The 19,184-nt window shown below is 41.8% G+C and carries 11 protein-coding genes; 2 read left to right on the top strand and 9 right to left on the bottom strand.

Features of this window, described 5'->3' with window-relative positions:
- Positions 1-112: 112 nt before the first annotated feature.
- From ABID99_RS10625 to ABID99_RS10605, 5 genes are all read right to left on the bottom strand, one after another.
- Positions 113-868, bottom strand: coding sequence for an SDR family oxidoreductase (locus ABID99_RS10625; protein ID WP_373613672.1), 756 nt, complete (start codon positions 866-868; stop codon positions 113-115).
- A 51-nt stretch (positions 869-919) separates the two neighbouring features.
- Positions 920-1,270, bottom strand: a complete 351-nt coding sequence (locus ABID99_RS10620) for a Spx/MgsR family RNA polymerase-binding regulatory protein (RefSeq protein WP_090525881.1) — start codon at positions 1,268-1,270, stop codon at positions 920-922.
- A 35-nt stretch (positions 1,271-1,305) separates the two neighbouring features.
- A complete protein-coding gene (locus ABID99_RS10615; RefSeq protein WP_090525882.1) occupies positions 1,306-1,734 on the bottom strand; it encodes a cupin domain-containing protein in 429 nt (142 codons plus the stop codon).
- Positions 1,735-1,914: 180 nt separating this feature from the next.
- Positions 1,915-4,221: a histidine kinase dimerization/phosphoacceptor domain -containing protein gene (locus tag ABID99_RS10610; protein WP_373613671.1), complete on the bottom strand. Its 2,307-nt coding sequence runs from the start codon at positions 4,219-4,221 to the stop codon at positions 1,915-1,917.
- 157 nt (positions 4,222-4,378) lie between these two features.
- Positions 4,379-5,485, bottom strand: a complete 1,107-nt coding sequence (locus ABID99_RS10605) for a sigma-54 interaction domain-containing protein (RefSeq protein ID WP_373613670.1) — start codon at positions 5,483-5,485, stop codon at positions 4,379-4,381.
- Between the two features lie 398 nt (positions 5,486-5,883).
- On the opposite strand from ABID99_RS10605, the gene ABID99_RS10600 reads away from it, so the two are divergent.
- Together ABID99_RS10600 and ABID99_RS10595 are read left to right on the top strand one after the other, a co-directional pair.
- Positions 5,884-7,806 (top strand): sigma 54-interacting transcriptional regulator, encoded by a 1,923-nt coding sequence (locus ABID99_RS10600; RefSeq protein ID WP_373613669.1) that lies wholly within the window; start codon positions 5,884-5,886, stop codon positions 7,804-7,806.
- Positions 7,807-8,116: 310 nt separating this feature from the next.
- The gene (locus ABID99_RS10595; RefSeq protein WP_373613668.1) at positions 8,117-10,444 is read left to right on the top strand and encodes a histidine kinase dimerization/phosphoacceptor domain -containing protein; all 2,328 of its coding nucleotides are present in this window, start codon (positions 8,117-8,119) and stop codon (positions 10,442-10,444) included.
- 693 nt (positions 10,445-11,137) lie between these two features.
- On the opposite strand, the gene ABID99_RS10590 is transcribed toward ABID99_RS10595, so the two are convergent.
- The 4 genes from ABID99_RS10590 to ABID99_RS10575 are packed head-to-tail and all read right to left on the bottom strand — an operon-like array spanning position 11,138 to position 19,168.
- Positions 11,138-13,285, bottom strand: coding sequence for a TIM-barrel domain-containing protein (locus ABID99_RS10590; protein ID WP_373613667.1), 2,148 nt, complete (start codon positions 13,283-13,285; stop codon positions 11,138-11,140).
- Between the two features lie 4 nt (positions 13,286-13,289).
- On the bottom strand, positions 13,290-15,860 hold the full coding sequence (locus ABID99_RS10585; RefSeq protein ID WP_373613666.1) for a glycoside hydrolase N-terminal domain-containing protein: 2,571 nt from the start codon (positions 15,858-15,860) through the stop codon (positions 13,290-13,292).
- Position 15,861: 1 nt separating this feature from the next.
- Positions 15,862-18,327, bottom strand: a complete 2,466-nt coding sequence (locus tag ABID99_RS10580) for a glycoside hydrolase family 2 TIM barrel-domain containing protein (protein ID WP_188832275.1) — start codon at positions 18,325-18,327, stop codon at positions 15,862-15,864.
- A gap of 1 nt (position 18,328) precedes the next feature.
- Positions 18,329-19,168 carry an SMP-30/gluconolactonase/LRE family protein gene (locus ABID99_RS10575; protein WP_229701524.1) on the bottom strand — a complete coding sequence of 280 codons (840 nt, stop codon included), beginning with the start codon at positions 19,166-19,168 and terminating at the stop codon, positions 18,329-18,331.
- Positions 19,169-19,184: the final 16 nt, after the last annotated feature.

The raw sequence follows: 19,184 nt of genomic DNA, 5'->3' as shown, positions 1-19,184 counted from the left end.
TTTGGTGCCAAGGCACTCTCTTACACTATATAAAGCGGATATTTTGTCAAAACAAAAACGCCCGTCACTTTGATGATGACGAGCGCTCAAACCATAAAACAAAAAAGATAAACTATGCCTTTTTAGGTTGGTTCATGTACCAATTTTCGAAGTTGATATTAAAGATCTTAGCATCTTTACCCGGCACCAGCATACCGTCATTTAATTCTACACCATAATAACTTGCATGTACATCAGCAACAACTTTACGAGGATCTCCATTTTTAGTTAAATACATCTGAACAAGATCTGATAGGTTGAACTTATCCGGCCCGGCTATTTCAACAATTTTATTCAATGGCTCCATCAATGCTACTTTAGCAACCGCAGTGGCTACATCGGCAGACGCAATTGGTTGAATATGTGCCGGCGACAGGCGGACAGTATCTCCTTCAGTTGCAGCATTGGCAATCCCGCTTAAAAATTCAAAAAACTGAGTTGAGTGGATAATTGAATATGGAACACCTGATGCTTTGATCAAATCCTCCTGTGCCTGTTTAGCACGGAAATATCCGCTATCCTGCAAACGATCTGTCCCAACAACTGATAACGCCAGGTGATGCTTAACGCCCGCAGCAATTTCGGCTGTAAGCAGGTTTTTGCCCGATGTTTTGAAAAACTCCATAACCGCGGCATCTTCAAACGAGGGCGAATTTGCTACATCAATTACAATATCTGTTCCGTTCAAAACCTCGGCAACACCTTCGTCGGTTACGGTATTTACGCCGGTTGCCGGTGAAGCCGCTATAACTTCATGACCTTGCTCTGTAAGTTTATTTACAACCTGCGAACCTATCAGTCCGCTGCCGCCTATTACTACTATTTTCATAATTTGTATTTTTAATGGCCGGTAAAGGCCGTTTTATAATTCTGTTATTTATTAATTGTGCAGAAAATGATCCTGGTAAATATCTTCATCAAAGCCAAACAAAAGAAAATCTCCGTCTTCAATAACCGGGCGTTTGATAATACACGGCTCTTCGACCAGTAATGCGAGCGCGTTTTCAGCCGTTTTTATTGAAGCTCTAACTTCAACCGGCAATTTTTTCCAAGTGAGGCTTTTGGTATTGACAAATGTGGAATAACCAGCTTTTGCATCCCAGACTTTGAGTTTATCCGACGAAATGCCTTGTGTTTTAAAATTCTGAAATTCAAAACCTACATTGTGTGCTTTTAGCCAGGCTAAAGCCTGGCGCGTGCGTATGCAGGTGGTTAAACCGTAAACTTTCATAAAGTTTGCTTGTTATTGATGAGGTTATTGCTTAATTATTTTGCAGCGGTTATGAACGGCAATTCTTTTGGGCCGATGAAATAAACCAATAGCTTGGCCTCTTCGGTTTTGCTCATATTTTTGCTTTCGGCATGTAAACCGTTAGGGTCTTCCCAAAATGCTTCGCCCTGTTTGTAAATATGGGTTTTGCCATTAAAAGTTGAAGATATATTTCCTTGTAATACATAGGCGATAGTAGGGATCGGGTGTCTGTGAGCTCCGGATACTTCGCCGGGTGCAAACTTCACAATCACCATTTTAACCTCCTGGCTTTTGATTTGAGGTGTAGTAATGATCCTTTTAAAAATAACTTCAGGTTCGTACTGTGTAACATTTACGTTTGCACATTTGGGGTCCTTTTTTGCCTGGGCATTAACGCCTAAAGCTGCACAGAACGCCAATAAGGTTAAACTTATTTTTTTCATAATAGAATAATTATACCCAAACCCGTTATTGAGTTTGTAAGGCAAAATTATACCGTATATAAAGGCTTAAACTGGTCCAGAGATCAGCCTTGAGGGGGACCAGGCAGCATTGCCCGGAAGTGGAGATAAGGAAATTAACTAAATATGTAAAAGAAACGGTAATTGAAACGAAACGCCATTTTACAATAGCGAAACCTCGCTGCCGGGTAATACAGCAGATGACTTTTCAACTTTGAATTGTATGGTCACAACAACTCCCCGGTTGCTTTTAATATCAAAGCTGCCACCCAACTGCTTACTGAGGGCCTTCATCATTTCCATACCCAATGAGGAGGTTTCGGCGAGTTCAAAATCAGGAGGCAGGCCCTTTCCGTTGTCTGTAACACTAAGCGTAATTGTATCCGGCGGTGATAAAAGTGCTTTAATAAAAATCTCTCCCCCATCTTGATCAAATGCATATTTAATACTATTGGTAATGGCCTCGTTTAATATCAGGCCCATAGGTACAGCCTGTGATATATCCAGGCTTACAGCATCCAGTTCTTCTCTGAATTTAATTCTTCGCCTGTTGCAATCGTAGCTGGTGTTCAGATATCGGGCCAAATCGTTAATATAATCGGCCATTACAATAGTAGCCACATTACTTTTATTATATAGCTTTTGATGGATAATAGAAATAGCCTGTACCCGGTTCCGGCTATCCTGTATCGCCTCGATGGCATCGGTATTTTGCAGATATGCCGATTGCGTGTACAATAAGCTCATCACTATTTGCAAGTTGTTTTTAACACGGTGATGTACCTCCCGAAGCAGCCACTCTTTTTCTATAAGCAGGTCTTCTTGCCGTTTCAATAAATCATCCTTATCAGCAAGTAGTTTTTCTTTTTCTGAAAGTAGGGCTGACAGTATATGGTTTTGCCTGTCAATCTCTTGCTGTTTAATTTGCAGGCGTACATTGCTCCGTTGTTTGCCGCGATAGGCAATATATATCACAACCGCAAACACTACCGAAATAAGTACCCCGGCAAACGTGATATTTCTTTGCCGGTTAACTTTTTCCAGCTTGCCTTTTTGTATCTGCGCATTATTATTGAGGCTCTGAATGGTTTTATCTTTTTTAATAGAATTATAGTTGGCTTCTAATTCGTTAATTTGTTTAACCGTGGCGGCATTAGTGAGCGAATCTTTCATGCGCCTCATATATTGAAACCCCTTCAACGCGACATCAAAATTCCCCTCGGCCGAATCAATTTTATATTTATACCCGAAGATAATTATCCGTGAAGGGGTCGATAATCTTTTTAAGGGCAGGGTTTGCAGATATTTCAACTCATCCGATAGTTTTGTCCACTGTTTTGTTTGAATGAAATGCTGAGGAAGTGCGTCGTAATTTTCAACAAATCTGTCTACTGCATAAAACAGCGGATCATCATTAAGCGTACCATATAGCTTACCAAATACTTTTCTAAATGCTGGCACCTGTTTTTCTGCTTCCTCATTCCGGTTAAGAAAATTGTACAGTTGCATTTTTCTTGCAACATACTTACTTTGTTCTCCGAGGGTTTGGCTTGGAAATTTTTTTGGTGTTTCGCTTAAATAAGTAAGGGCAGTACGATATTTTTTTATCGTTATACAACAACCAATAGCCCCGTCAATAGCACTGTAATAATAATTTTGGTTTCTTATTTTAAGCGCTAATTCGGCCCCTTTTATAAAATATGGTAATGCTACACTGTCCTTATTGTTCTTCCTGTATGACAATGCTACAGCAATATTAAAAAAAGAAGCATCATAGTCGCTCCTACGCACGTCGGCATCACAACTGTTTATACATTCAATACGGGTAAGTAATTCTTTTTGAAGCTGATCTTTACGCGAGTATACTTCGGCTAGGAGGTAGTAACCGTAATAAATCCTCGGAAACTTCATAGCCTTATAGTCCTGTATTACAATGAGCATCTCTTTTTCCGCTTTGTCAAGCCGTCCTTCGTTTAGGTCGGCATCTGCAATTTTGCCGAGGGCGTCGGCTATTTTAAGGCGGTCTGTTCCCTTTTTATAAAGCTCATACGCCTTATTATAACATTTTGCGCGTGTAGCAAGCAGGCGTTTATCATTAAAAGATAAATTGTTTCCATACAAGGTCCAGTATTCAGCTTCTTTTGAATAGTTACTTGTTTTATGGTAATAGCCGGTTATCTGGTTAAATAATGAGTCGGCAGCTTTGAAATCCTCCTGCTCAATAAATGTTAGTGCCTTTTCAAACAAAGCACGGTGCAGAAAATCGGTCGATCCTATTGCCTGGCTCAACGTTATTGCCGAGTTAAAATAAGTACGGGCAGTATCAAGGTTTTTTAGATCCCAAACAGGCTTCTCCTTAAAATGTCGCCCCAACTTTATTAGCGCGACGATCCGGTTAGTATCCTTTTTAGTTTTGTTGAGTTCGGTTGTTAAAGTTTTGAAATCCTGGGCATAAGCAAATAGCGACAAACAGCAAAGTAAAAACAGAATAAAAGAATGTCGTATCGCTGAATGCTTCATGAAAATCTACTATAATGCACCGGGATGTAGTAAACCCTAAACAAATGTTTAGCGCTAAAAGTAGCTATTTTTCATGATCCGAAGCAGGCAATACCTAAACTTATGTTTATGCTTTTTGCGGAAAATAATCCTGCTTACCAATATTGAGCTTTTTCATTTTGGCATGTAGTGTAGTTGGCGGTACACCCAGCCATTCGGCCGCACCACCTTCGCCGGCAATTTTACCGCCGCATTTTTTTAATACCGCAATGATATGGCACCGCTCAACATCAATAAGTGTTTTGTTTTTGAAAATGTCCTGATCACCAATGTTTTTGTTTGTATCATTCGGCAAGCAAACCTCTCGTAATACATTATCGTTAGATAGCAGGATACTTCTTTCAATCAGGTGTTCCAGTTGCCTCACATTTCCGGGCCATGAATAGCTTTTGAGTTGCTGCAGTACTTTATTAGATATGAAACTGATTTTTTTACCGGTTAATTTGCAATAACGAAGCAGGAAAAAGTTTGCCAGTTCGGCAATGTCCTCCTGTCTTTCTCTTAACGGCGGCAAGCATATCGGGAAAACATTGAGGCGATAGTACAGGTCTGCCCTAAAACGATGCGCGTCAACCTCCTCCTCCAGATCGCGGTTGGTAGCCGCAATGATCCGGACATCAACTTTTATGGTTGTTTTCCCTCCAACCCTTTCAAACTCCCGCTCCTGGATCGCACGTAATAATTTAACCTGCAACTCCAACGGAAGTTCGCCAATTTCGTCAAGGAAAATGGTACCCTGATGGGCCAGCTCAAATTTGCCAATTCTACGGTCCATGGCTCCTGTAAATGCTCCTCTTTCGTGACCAAAAAGTTCGCTTTCTATTAGGTTTGCCGGTAGTGCTGCGCAATTAACAGTCACCATCGGTCTATTTTTTCTGGATGATGACAGGTGGACCCCCCTTGCAATAACTTCCTTTCCCGTACCTGTTTCGCCGAGCAGCAAAACTGTTGAATTACTTGGCGCAACCATGTTCATCAGCCTATACACTTTTTGCATCTCGGTGCTGTTGCCAATAATGCCGGGATATTGATTGTTGAAGACAGAGCTCCGCGCCGGACGATTTGTACCCGTATTTGCGCCCGAATCAATCAGGATACCTTGAGGTAAGTCAAACTGTAAATTCAGGTTCTGCATTTTGGCTTCCGGTTTGGATGTTATTCTTTCAGTGATCATTCCAATTTTATTTAGGGAGATTTCATTACAACTGCTTCGAATTTTATGCCACAGCCATAACAATTAAAAAAAGAACATTTTACCTTGTTAGCCGACGATATATCGGCGCTTTCGTTTTTTTGTGAATCTTATTTCGTCGGTTTACATTGCGAGTATCGGGCACTTAACGATGGGCGCTACTTATAAAATTCGCCGAAGATTCTCAAATACCTTAGTTTTCAGGACACATTTGGCAGATTATTAAAATAGGCCGAAATTGTATCATGTTATTTTGACCGCGGCACACGTATTGGATAGGATGTTTCATAACTAAAAGACTATTTAACTAAATTTCCAGATCGAACGAGTTTCGTCGAGGTGAATGGTTCTGAAATAGCTTTATTTTGCACAATATGTCGATGAAGAAAATACTGATAGTAGAAGACGAATCTCTTGTAGGGCATCATTTAAAACTGATCTTAACATCGGCCGGATATAAAGTTACCGGTATATCAGAGTCAGTTAATGAGGCATTATCTTCTATCGACGAACAAAAGCCCGACCTGGTGTTGCTTGACATTCACCTGAAAGGTGCACTAAACGGCATTGATCTTGCCAGGAAACTTACTGAACGGAATATGGCTTTTGTATACCTCACCGCAAACTTTCAAGGCGCCTTATTGGAAGAAGCCAAATCAACAATGCCATTCGGTTTTATAGTTAAGCCATTCCGCGAGGACGACTTGCTCACTACGCTTGATGTTGCTTTTTACCGGCATCAAAACAGTATTGAATCAAGCAGGCAGCAAGAAATGGAACTGAACCAAAAGCTGAAAGATATCCGTAATTATGACGGCGATAAGGTGCAAAAACTATTGCGGCTCGCCGATAAGCTGCAGGCATATGTGCCGTTTGATTACCTTAATTTCATACTCAAAAACGCAAATATCCCAAGCATCACCAGCGTTGGTTTTTTAAGGATAGGCTTTGATGAATACCAGGTGCTTGGAGAACAGGAGTTGGTGAATGTAACCGGCACAGATCATGCCACGCTGAATAACATCTATACCTCGTTACCAGCTGTAAACAGAGCAAAATACTTTAATGATGAGGAAGTTGATCACCTTTGCAATCAAAATCCCTTGAGCAAACTAATCGCCGATACCTATGACTTCGAATCAGCGTTGTTTTTTCCAATTTTGCAAGACAACTCAACCTTAATAAGATACGAGTTTTACTGCCGAAGAAGCAATACCTATGGCCAACAGCATATTGCATTATTAAGCCGTTTGATTAACGTTTTGGGTAGCGTACTTGAAAATGACAGGCAAAAGATCACTGCAGATCAACAGCCTTCAGTTCCCTCCGCCGAACCAGTATCGTTTAAAGAGCGTACCCGCGATTTTGACGGCATTGTAGGGCAAAGCCGCCCTATGCTAACTGTACTTGATCATATCAATACTATTTCGCCACTTGATACCTCAGTACTTATTCTTGGTGAAAGCGGCACCGGTAAGGAAAGAGTAGCTAAAAGCATCCATTCGCTATCGGCCAGGTCGGGCAAGCCTTTGGTGGTTGTTAATTGCGCGGCACTACCGGCCAACCTTATCGAAAGCGAGCTTTTTGGGCATGAAAAGGGTGCCTTTACCGGTGCTCTTGAAAAACGGACCGGTAAATTTGAAATGGCCAACGGCGGCACAATTTTCCTGGACGAGATAGGCGAACTGCCGATAGACCTACAAGTAAAGCTGCTTCGTGTATTGCAGGAACAGGAAATTGAACGTCTTGGCGGTAAGGGGCCTATAAAAATTGATGTTAGGATCATAGCTGCTACTAACCGCGATCTGGAAAAAGAAATGGAAGAAGGGCGTTTTAGGCTCGACTTATATTATCGCCTCTTTGTATTCCCTATCATTATCCCTTCTTTAAGGGAAAGAATTGACGATATACCTGCGCTCACTGATCATTTCATCTCGCACTTTTCAAAAAAATATAAAAGACAAATTAACGGGATCTCTCCCGAAGCGATGGCCCAAATGCTTGATTACGCATGGCCTGGGAATGTCAGGGAACTGGAGCATTTTATTGAAAGAACTATACTATTGTCAAAAACCTCAATTATAGAACAGGTTTTATTGCCCAAGCAGCCAGGTAATAAAACAAGCCTTGAACCCCAGGCAAGCACAAGAATGAAAACTATCGATGAAAATGAAAGGGACTATATCATAACCGTGCTAAAAAATTGCAACGGCCGAATAAGGGGTGCTGGCGGTGCCGCCGCGGTAATGGGACTACCTCCTACTACTCTTCATTCAAAAATGAAACGACTGGGTATTAAGTAGCCCAACTCCTTTTTCATAATATCACCGGAGTTATTACAATCTACAATAATCCGGATATCTATACCGACTACATATCGGACGGTGCTCTAAGTCCCGTCCGATATATCGCCTGCTTTGCATTCCAAACAAAAGACAAACAATTGATTTTCAAAACCTTATCCAGATGGCACAATCTTTCGTTTCCTGTATTTCATCTTAAGAGATGAGATGCCGGAAACTGAAACTATAATTAACTGATCCGCACCGGTATTAACACCCTTTTGAATAGCTATAACTCAAAAAAACTTTAGTTAAACCACATATCACGACGATGAAAAGGCTTGCCATTTGCATTTTTTTGATAAGCTACGCCTTCGTCGCCGGTGCCCAAAATGTAGTAAAACTGCTCGAAAAGCTTAATAAAACGAGGAAGGACACCAACCGTATCAACATGCAGCTTCAATTAGCCCGGCATTATTTGTACAAACCAGGCAGACCGCATACAGACATGGACAGCGCCGTATATTATATAACCCAGGCCGAAATGCTTAGTAAAACTATCCATGCCACAGCGTACCTGGATAGCGTGGTTTTTATTAAAGGAGAACTCGCTATAGAACAGAACAATTTGAGCCTGGCAAATCAAATTTTTACAGAAGCTGCTAACCATTATCAAACACATCGTCAACCATTAAAAGAAGCTAATGTATGGCGTTATTTTGCAAACCACATGCCTGCGTCAGATAAGGCTAAAACTGATAATAAACTAAAAATCCATAATAAGGCTTACGAAATTTATTTAAAAAACGGGTTCAAACTTCAGGCGGCTGATGAACAGTTCGATATCGCGTTAACTTATCAAAACGCCAATCAATTTGATAAGGCTGAGCAATATTATATTCTGGTAATCAAACAATTTGAGCTGTTAAAAAGCCCCCGAATTGCCGAGGCTTATTATAACCTTGCCGATACCTATTACAGAAAAGGCGATATGCCGAAAGAATTACTTGCCCGCATAAACTGCGTAAACGCTTATGAGGCCAACTCCAAACACGATACTTATTGGGGGCAGTATTATTATTTTACTTTAGGCGTTGCTTACTATAATAAACGGCAGTTTGGGCAAGCGCTCGTTTATCATCAAAAGTGCGTAGACATTGCAGCAAAGCTAAATGCTCATGAGATATATAACCTTGGTGTTCATGAAATACTTACCTGTTATATTAACTTAAAAAAATATCAAACAGCCATTGTCTATCTCAAAAAGACTTATCAAAAATTCCCTCAAAAAACAGTGATTGAGGAAAGCATGTTTCTTTCGGCCGAGATGAAGCTGTACAATCATACGAAGAACAACGCAAGTGCCGAAAAAATGATCCCAAGATTTAAAAAAATCCTTTTGCTGGTTCGTGACGGTATACCCGAGGAGAGCAAGAAAAATTATTACGCCATGGATAATTTTATTGCTACTTATGATCCGCTACCAAAGCATTACCTGCTAACCAGGCAATGGTTTAAACTGGCTAATGAGTTAACGATGCTGGAAGCGCTGCCCACCGGTAAGATGTCGGTGCTCTCAAAAATGACCATATATCAGCATAGGTTCAAGGTCGATTCGGCTAAAGGCGAATTTCTTGCAGCGCTAAAGGGCTTTCAGCGGATCAAAATTATAAAAGACTCCCTTACCAATATTGCAACGAGCAAGCAAATCAGTGAGCTTGAAACGAAATATTTATCAGTACAAAAGGATAAAAAGATCCAGGAACTCAACAACCAGTCAGCAATTCAAAAAAACAACCTTGAAAAAATTCACCAACAGCGAAATATCACTTTAGCGGGTGTATTGGTAGGCTTTTTATTGGCCGGAATATTATACTTCGCTTACCGAAGCAAGCAACGAAGCAACTTTAAGCTAAAAAACAAACAAAAAGAGATCAATATCCAAAACACTTCGCTCTCTTTCCTTCTGAACGAAAAAGAAAAACTGCTTCAGGATAAAGACAATTTATTAGGGCGTCAACAGGATTTGCTTACTGAAAAAGAATGGTTGCTCCGCGAGGTTCATCATCGGGTTAAAAACAACCTTCAAATAGTAATGAGTTTGTTATACACTCAATCTGCATATCTGCAGAATACCGATGCCCGGGATGCCATAAGGGATAGCCAAAACCGGGTACAGGCTATTTCTATCATCCATCAAAAGCTTTATAGCAAAAGCAATGTGGCAACTATTGTAATGGCCGATTATATTACCGATTTGGTGAGATATCTCTACACCTGCTATGATTGCGGACATCGCAAAATCAGATTTAAAGAAAACCTTGATCAAGTGAATCTTGATATATCACAGGCCGTACCTATGGGCCTTATATTGAATGAGGCTATCACCAACAGCATTAAATATGCATTTGATAAAACCGGAGGCGAGATACTTATTAATGCGAAGCTGTCGGCACCGGAAACCATCGCCTTGCTTATTAGTGACAATGGCAAAGGGCTTCCTTCGAATTTTGACTTAACAGAGACATCATCCTTAGGAATGGAGATGATGAAAGCACTTAGCAAACAACTGGGCGGAACCTTTGAGATTAAAAATGGGCCTGGAGTAAACGTGCTTGTAATTTTTAAAGTTGAAAGACAAATGAGGATAGTGTCTTGATAATATGCCGATCAATTTTTTTAACGCAAATTCATTTCATCCAAAAGCGTCAAAAGTGGAATAAGGGGTTCGATTGAGATCCCTCCGGCAACTTAAGGAGGTGAACAGAATTATCTGTCTCCTTTTTTATTAAATACAAACTACTGATAATAAATGAATTACATACACAATTTAAGTCTCAAAACAGGTTCTACGTTTCCACTAAAAATCCAAATCTTTAGACCAATAATGAAAAAACTCTACTAAAGTAACTGCGAGGTTGATAAAAAATTCGAATTCCCATCAAGGTTACTTTCTATAGAATCTCTTTGAGTTGCTTCGTTACTGCAAGGTCTGGCAATAAGATAAAGAAAATCTAATATTACTATTGCATCCTCATCCTGTACATTGATGCCATTAGCTTTTTAAATTTTTATTGCTTAGCTAGTCGAGACTTTTCTGATCGAGAAATTCTTTGGTGCTTTATATGTTATGGTTTCCATTTGCAAATCGATAATGTGTTCATCATAAAGTCGTCTATTCCTCCGTCTGCTGCCAAATTACAGATCTGCCGTATTAAATCAATGACCGATTATTTGCGGCCCTCCATTTTGCAGCGTGATATCAAACTCCAAACCAAGTTCAAATAAGCCTAACCAATTGATTCCAAACCACTATCATTAACAAAAGGCTATTTACCACTTTAATAACTTATTAATCGGTCATGGATTTAAAGGTTATTTTTTCAATATTATCAGGTTTGCCTTTTAGGGCGGGAGAGATAGAACCAATTAATTTCCCATTCTTTTTAATGGCAGTAATCTTGCGGAATGAATAGTTGCCTTTTTCGTAATCAAATGTTTCACCGTCATCATCATATAATGAATAAACACCGGGCTTGTTGCCATAATACCTGATCTCGAGATCTACCTTCTGTCCTGCTTTTGGCGCATGCAGCATTGCAGGCATCATAGGTATAATTCCACCATCCTTAACATACACAGGAATTTTATCCAGGCCCGGCTCAACGCTAATCACTTCACCTCCGCCTGCATACTTCCCGGTATAAAAGTCATACCATTTGCCTTTGGGTAGTATTACCTTTCGGCTGGTTTCACCCGCAAATACGGGCGCTACCAATAAATATTCGCCGGCCATATACTGATCTTTAACTTCTTTGGTTATGGCTTCTTCATATGGGTTCTCTTCCAGGTTTATCTGTTTCTTTTCAGTTTTGGCCTCTGAAACTCCAAAGCCGTCTTCCATATACATAGCCCTGAAAGGCGGGATCCCTGCAAAATGATATTTAGCAAATTCGCTGTACCAGTATGGCATCATTTGCATCCGCAGGTTCGCCATAGCTTTTACCTGCTCAGCAACTTCAGGAAACGACCACGGTTTAGTACCACTTGCCCATGCATTGATCATGGCCATCGGCGAAAACACGTTTGATTGGAACCTGCGCAGCCACTCCTCTCCTGTTTTGGATGATCGTACTTCTGGCGTCCATAATACACCGGCAAAACCGCTATTTACCAGCGCTGTGATAAAATCGCGGTGATCATGGTAATCATTATAGATAACATAAGGGAATGATGCACCGCCACCGTTTGATGCACGCACCAGGCCGAATGTACGCTGGTTGCGCTGATGATAAATCTCGTTTGTATAACGCTGCATCATTAACCCATAGGTTTGGCGCATTTGCTCTGCAGCATGACCGGACGGGAAAACAGCTACATCGGGCCATAAGTAATTGTCGCCCCCGTCAACCTCATCCATTTTATACCCGCTGACGCCTATATCTATTTTTCCTTTTTCCAGTTCGCCGAAGAAGATTTTACGCGCTTCGGGCATACTGATGTCTGGTACGATGCCGTTCCAAACGGTATGTGAACCGCTATAGGGTAAAATACTTTTATAAAGGGGTGCTTGTGGCGACACATAGGGATTAGTCCACAAATTAAGCCTGATATTCTTTTTCAGCATATTTTGCACCAAAGCTTTTGGATCAGGAAACCGGCTTTGATCCCATTCAAAAGTGCAGGGGTACGATTTACTTTGCCAGCCGGGTTCAAGACCGATAAAATCAAGCGGATAGCCTTTTTCTTCAAACGCCTTTGCTTCATCCTCAACACCCTGTGCATCGGTTAAGCGTTGCATACGCTGGGTAAAACCAAGCCCCCAGCGAGGCGGCAAGCAGCCACCGGCATTTAATAAATTATATCGCCTTACAGCATCAAGCATGGTAGGCCCTGCAAATACATAAATTTCGGTACCGGCGGCAGGCACTAACATTTCTACCGCATCCGAATATGGATGCGAGTTCCATGTTTTATCAAGATTTCGATCTTTTACATCTGGCGGAACTTTACTGTCCCGGCTTACCGCCGTACCGGCATATACGTTGATATATCTTGCCGAATTAATAAACACGCCATATCCTTTTGATGATACATAAAATGGTGTCGGCGCATGCGTGCGGCCATTATCTTTACCAGCGTAATTATCAACATGAAGGGTAAGCACCTTTCCCCTCTGAAATACGGTTTGAAAATTTAAGCCGAACCCAAACAGCTGTTCCTTTTTTTCAAGAGGAAAGCGGAGATAGGTTTTACCATCCTGTACCTTGCCGGTAATTTCCTCTTGTGCCAGGGGAAAACTGGCAGCAGGCATTTGCTGTAAACCTGCATGAAAAGGCCGTGCGCCTGAAGCTTTCAACAGGTCAAACTCCTCGGGCGTGCCGATTATACCTTTCCAAATGCCTGGTTCTATCTCCGTCCAACTTATTGATTGCGCATGGAGTGATGCAGCAAAACTTAAAAACAAAACAAACAGCAAACAGTATTTTAAATTTTTCATGGTATTACCGGGGAATAACAGTGTAGGTTTTGCCTTTTTCAGTGGCAAAATCAATTAAGTAGCCTTTATTAAATGTAATGTCAGGAAGTTGAGTATCATTCACTTTTTGATAAACCGGCATCGCTGGCGGAGTATTTAGTATATTACTATTTATACCAGCAGCAGTCTTACTGCCTGTCTCCACAATTTTTACGGGAATAGGTGTACGCAGCCTGCAAATGCCTCCCATGTTTGATTTAATGGTTGCTTTGCTCAGTTTCCCCTTTTTCCAGTCGATAGCCACCTCAAAATTTCCGCGTGCTTTAATGCCTTTGATGCTGCCATCGGCCCAGGCATCGGGCAGGGCTGGTAACAATTCAATTTCACCATCCTGACTTTGCAGCAGCATTTCGGTCATGCCGGCTGTTCCCCCAAAATTTCCATCAATCTGGAAAGGCGGATGCGCATCAAACAAATTCGGATAGGTGCCGCCCCCGCTCATTTGCTCTTTTTTCTGCAATGGGTCCATATAATTAAATGCGGCAGCTAATATTTTATAGGCATGGTTGCCATCATGCATTCGGGCCCACCAGTTCACCTTCCAAGCCATTGACCAGCCTGTACTTACATCTCCCCGGTAAATCATGGATTGTTTTGCGGCAGCTGCTAACTCCGGTGTTTTAAATACGGAGATTTGCCTGCCGGGAAACAGGCTGAACAGTTGCGAAATATGCCTGTGGGTATCTGCCGGATCATCCCAGTCTTTAAACCATTCCTGCAATTGGCCATGCTTGCCTATGTGAAACGGATAAAGTTTATTATATGCATTTTTCAGCTTATCGGCAAATGCGTTATCAATATCCAAAATACGGGCACTACTGATACAATCCAGAAACAGCTCCCGAATAATTGACATATCCATGGTAGAGGCCATGCTTACCAGGTATTCTTTACCATTGATCTTAACTGTGTTTTCGGGTGATGTTGAAGGGTTTGTTACCAGATAGCCTGTGTTGGTATCAGTAATTAGCCAGTGCAGCATAAATTGTGCAGCACCTTTCATAACAGGGTAAACAGTTTTGCTTAAAAAAGCCTTATCACCGGTAAAAAGGTAATGATCATACAAATGAAGGCTCATCCAGGCACCGCCCATTGGCCAGGCCGACCACCTTACCGAGCTTTTAGGATCCTGATCATAATTACCAACAGTTGATGTTTTAGCCCAAATATCGGTATTATGATGCTCAACCCAGCCTTCATTGATATTATAATTTACTTTAGCAGTGACTTTACCATTTACCCCAAGCTCTTTCAAAAAATCGAACAATGGCTGATGGCACTCAGAGAGATTGGTATTCTCGGCCAGCCAGTAATTCATTTCGGTATTAATATTGGTGGTATAATTGCTGCCCCAGGGTGGTATTACCTGGTCATTCCAGATCCCCTGTAAATTGGCAGGAGCACTTCCCGGCCTCGAACTGGCAATGAGCAAATAGCGCCCAAATTGATAATACAGCGTTTGCAACTGCTTATCGGGTTTCGCTATATTGAAGTTTTTAAGCCGTTCATCTATCGGCTGTTTTATCATTTCAGCATCAGCGCCTAAATTAAAATCTACACGTTTAAATAAATGCTGATAATCGGCAATATGCCTTTGCTTAAGCAGGTCATATGTTTTTTGTTCGGCAGCCGAAAGGCTCCTATCAGCCTCGATATCAGCGGCTTTACCCTGTAATCCGGGCGATTTATCAAAGCCATTAAAGCTGGTAGCTTCAGTCAGATATAGGATAACCTCATTTGCACCGCTAACCTGCAGCGCATTGTTAACAGCACTTACTTTCCCCCCAATATTCTTTATTTTAAGGTTGATGCGGAAATTCATACCCTCGCCTTTGGGCTCGTCATAAATCACCTGCCTGGGTTCGTAATCACGGTTAGCAACATAAGTTGGCGCTTTGCCATTCAAAACCAATTTATTGCTACCGGCTGCCGAAACAGTAAAGCGTAGTTTACTTTGCAGGTTGGCCTTGAAATTTACTGCCCCCTTTTTATCGGCAGTAATACGCACTACCATCACCTTGTCGGGGTAACTTATGAAGGTTTCTCGCGAAAAATTAGCTCCATTAACCTTATACCTCACCGTAGATACGGCATTATTTAAATCCAGCTCGCGGCGATAATCACTACAGGTGCTATCAGTCAGGTTAAAATCAAGCAACAAATCGCCTAAAGGAAGATATCGGGCAGTGTAAGGTCCCTGCAGATATTTTTTCCATATTGCTGCTGCTTTGCCAAAATCCCCGGCAAAAACAGCGGCGCGCACTTCGGGCAGATGGGCAGGCCCCTGCGGATTGTTTCCCGGTTCAGGATAACCGGACCAAAGATTATGATCATTCAACTGAAAACGTTCATGATTAACACCGCCAAACACCATAGCTCCGGTAGTAGCATTACCCAGGGGCAGCGCCTCTTCCCAGGCAACCGCGGGTTTTGTATACCAAAGCTTTAAAGCCGCATTATTACTTTTGGTTTGCGCAACAGCAAGTTTGGCACTTATCAAACCCACAAAAACTAAATACTTTTTAAGCTGATGCATATTAAAGATTTATAAATACAGTTTGTAATCCCGGCGATTGCACGCCTACTACACTTTTACCGTTTTGGGTTTGTACTTTTATAGTAGCGCGACCATTATAAGCCTGCACTTTTCTTGATCCGCCTGATGTACCTAAATCATCCTGCAATATGCCATCCCCGCTTAGCGAAAAGCTGAGCCAGTTTATAGCATCGAGGCACTGGATACCGTTTTTATCTAAAACTTTAACCTGTACTGTGGCAAAACCATTTTCTTCTGCTATTTTCTCAACTATCAGTTTAGCCGGCCTATCCCATTTATCTGTTTGATAAATCTGGTTAATCTCATCGGTTACGGTAGCTTTTCCCTTTTGAGCCACTACGCGGATATTGTTGCTGCCTTTCTTAAACGTTACCACCCAGCGCAAACCGGCAGCAGGAAAATCCTGGCTGTTCCGTTTTTTTATACCGCAGCTCTTTCCATTCAGAAATAACTCGGCGGTTTCACAGTTCGAATAAACTTTAATCACCTTCTGTTCTCCCTCGCTTCCCCATCTTACAGGCCAGGTATGCCCGTAAATATGTGCCATTGGTTTGGTTGTCCAATACGATTGAAAAACGTAATATGATTCCTTTTTGGTCATGTCCCGTTCCACCACACCCTTTTGGTTCATATAAGGGATCGGATTGTCCGGCCGTAACGGTGTCGAAAAATCTTTGAATACCCAAAAGGCCGATCCTGTTAACCAGGGCATTGTCTCCTGCTCTTTTAAATGCCAGTCGAAAAGATTGCAGATATAGCTTTCGCTCCAGTCGCCATCCTTTGAAACCCTTGCATCTCCGCCGGAGAGCGACGCGTCGCCGGCGCGTTCATCGGCGCCGCCTCCCTTCTTAATATTAACAAAGGCCTTATCAGGATCTTCAGAATGACGCAACGCATGGCTGTCCCCGCCCCATTCTGCATGAAAAAAGTGGTTTACTTTCTTAAACTCATCGAGGGTTGTTTGCTTATACTCGTTATAAGTACCACGATACCAGCCTGCCCATATAGAGGGTGAATACACATCAACAATATCCTTGCAAAAGTCACAACGACGAATGGTGGTTTTTCGGGATGGATCGAGCCGGTGGGCAAGGTCATTTTGCTCGCTCATAAAGGCCCTGATCTTTGCTTTATCAAACTCTGAGAAATCACCTTCCCAATCATTCTCATTTCCAAGCCCCCATAAAATTATAGCTGGATGATTATAATGCTGCTCAATCATGTTGGTAAGCATTTGCCGGGCCTGATTTTTATAAATCTCGCCTCCCAAGCCACCGCGGCACCAGGGCTCTTCTTCCCAGGCCAAAATACCCAGGCTATCGCACAGATTAAGTGCAATCCGCGATTGCTGGTAATGGCCCAGGCGAATAAAGTTTACGCCCATATCTTTCATGAGCTGCATTTCCTGCCTGATCATACCTTCGGTCATCGCAGCTGCAACACCTGCCTCGTCTTCATGACGATGGGTACCCCTTAACAATAGGCGTTTACCGTTAAGCATGAAAGGCCCATGATCCACAAATTCAAAATTCCGGAACCCTATCTTTTCCCTTTGGGTAAAAGTACTGCCATTGGCACGCGCACTAACCTCAACAGTATATAACACCGGATGATCTGGCGACCATAATTGCGGCTTTTTAACCGTAAATGAACCAACCGGTATTTCTCCCGCAGTAGAAGATAAATTATATTTTGATTGCTGGATAATTTTACCCTGCGGATCAATGATCTTAATATCACCCTCAACTGCATTTATTTTTTCAGGATCATAGACACGAAGACCAATATTTAACTTCCCTTGCTTACCATCTTTATCAACCTCTGCCTTGGCAAAAACCTTATCCAACGAAACAACAGGTACGTATACTAAAATGAGATACCGGTAAAGTCCGCCATACACTGTAAAGTCCGATAAACGTGACGGAATACTTTCAAGGTCGCGCGAGTTATCACACCTTATTTCGACAGGGATATTTCCTTTAAATTGAGTTTGGCAGATCTCTGTTTTCTTAAAGTCATTAACAGCCTTTGTTATATCTACCGTCCATTCATCGTAGCCGCCCAAATGCGAACCTACTTTGGTGTTATATACATAAACGTCAGTCTTTTGCCCGGCACCTTCAAAATGCAATAGTGTACGCCCTCTTTGATATGGGTTATTGATGCTTACCTGGGTACGGTACCATCCCGGCCCCTGGTAGTAGTTCACATCGGGATCTACCGCGTCACGCGCGTTAAAACAATGCGGAAGCACTACCTGCTGCCAGTGCGGAACATCATGCGGAATGCCTTTATCTTCCGGACGGATGGCTTCCCAAATCCCACCTAAATCTTGTTTTATAAACTGCCAGCCCGTATCTAAACGGGTACTTTGCTGCGCGAATAAAGACTTAGTACTCAAAACAAATATCAATATTAAATACAGTCCCAGATTTTTCAACTGCATATTAATGGGTAGTTAATTTATAAGCTACTACCTTTTTTCCAAAAAACGTTGGCACATACAAAATGTGATTAATGGTGTCGTAACCTAAATCGGCCGTATTCATCTTTTGTGCCTCCGAATCAAGCAGGGTTTCTATTTTACCATCGGCTGTTATGTAAAATATGTGCCCCGACCAGCAGGTAATCAAAAAGTCGCCATTACCTACCGGCTCTAAACCATCACCTCCACAGCTTAGCGTGGCAATTTGTGTTAAATTACCCTTGCTATCCGCCTTCATGAACTTCGGTCCGCCGAGGATATATAGATCATCGTTGATGGCTTTAAGCCCGTTTACACCATTTACGTTGGTTAAAAAAGTTGTTACCTGGCCCTTTTCAATCCGGTGGATCTTTTTGGTTTTACTGTCTGAAACGTAAACTATCCCTTTGCTATCTACGGTAATGTCATTTAACATTTTTGCGCTGTCGACAGGTATCTTATTGATCACTTTGCCTGTTTTAATATCAATGACTACCACTTCCGACAAATCGGCTGCATACAATTGATCCTCAACCCGCCCAAGGCCTTTAGGTGAATTTAATCCGGTTGTAAAGTTCAGGTCGATAATCTTTCCATCCAGTCCGATCTTTGCAACCCCACCTTTACCATCAACTGCGCTGGGATTTCCTTCAATTTCTGATACATATAAGATTTTCTTTTTAAAATCCGGTAAAACCGATTCGGGGATCCGTACTACTGTATCAGTTTCCCAAAGCTTTTCCAATTGGTGTGTTTGTGCAAAAGCGCCCTGTACTATAAATGCCATTAAAGCAGGCAATGTTGATTTTAATATCTTTTTCATAGCGGTTTGTTTTATA

The organism is Mucilaginibacter sp. OAE612 (assembly GCF_041806395.1).
GTDB lineage: Bacteria > Bacteroidota > Bacteroidia > Sphingobacteriales > Sphingobacteriaceae > Mucilaginibacter > Mucilaginibacter rubeus.
This window is presented reverse-complemented; position numbering and strand designations above follow the sequence as displayed.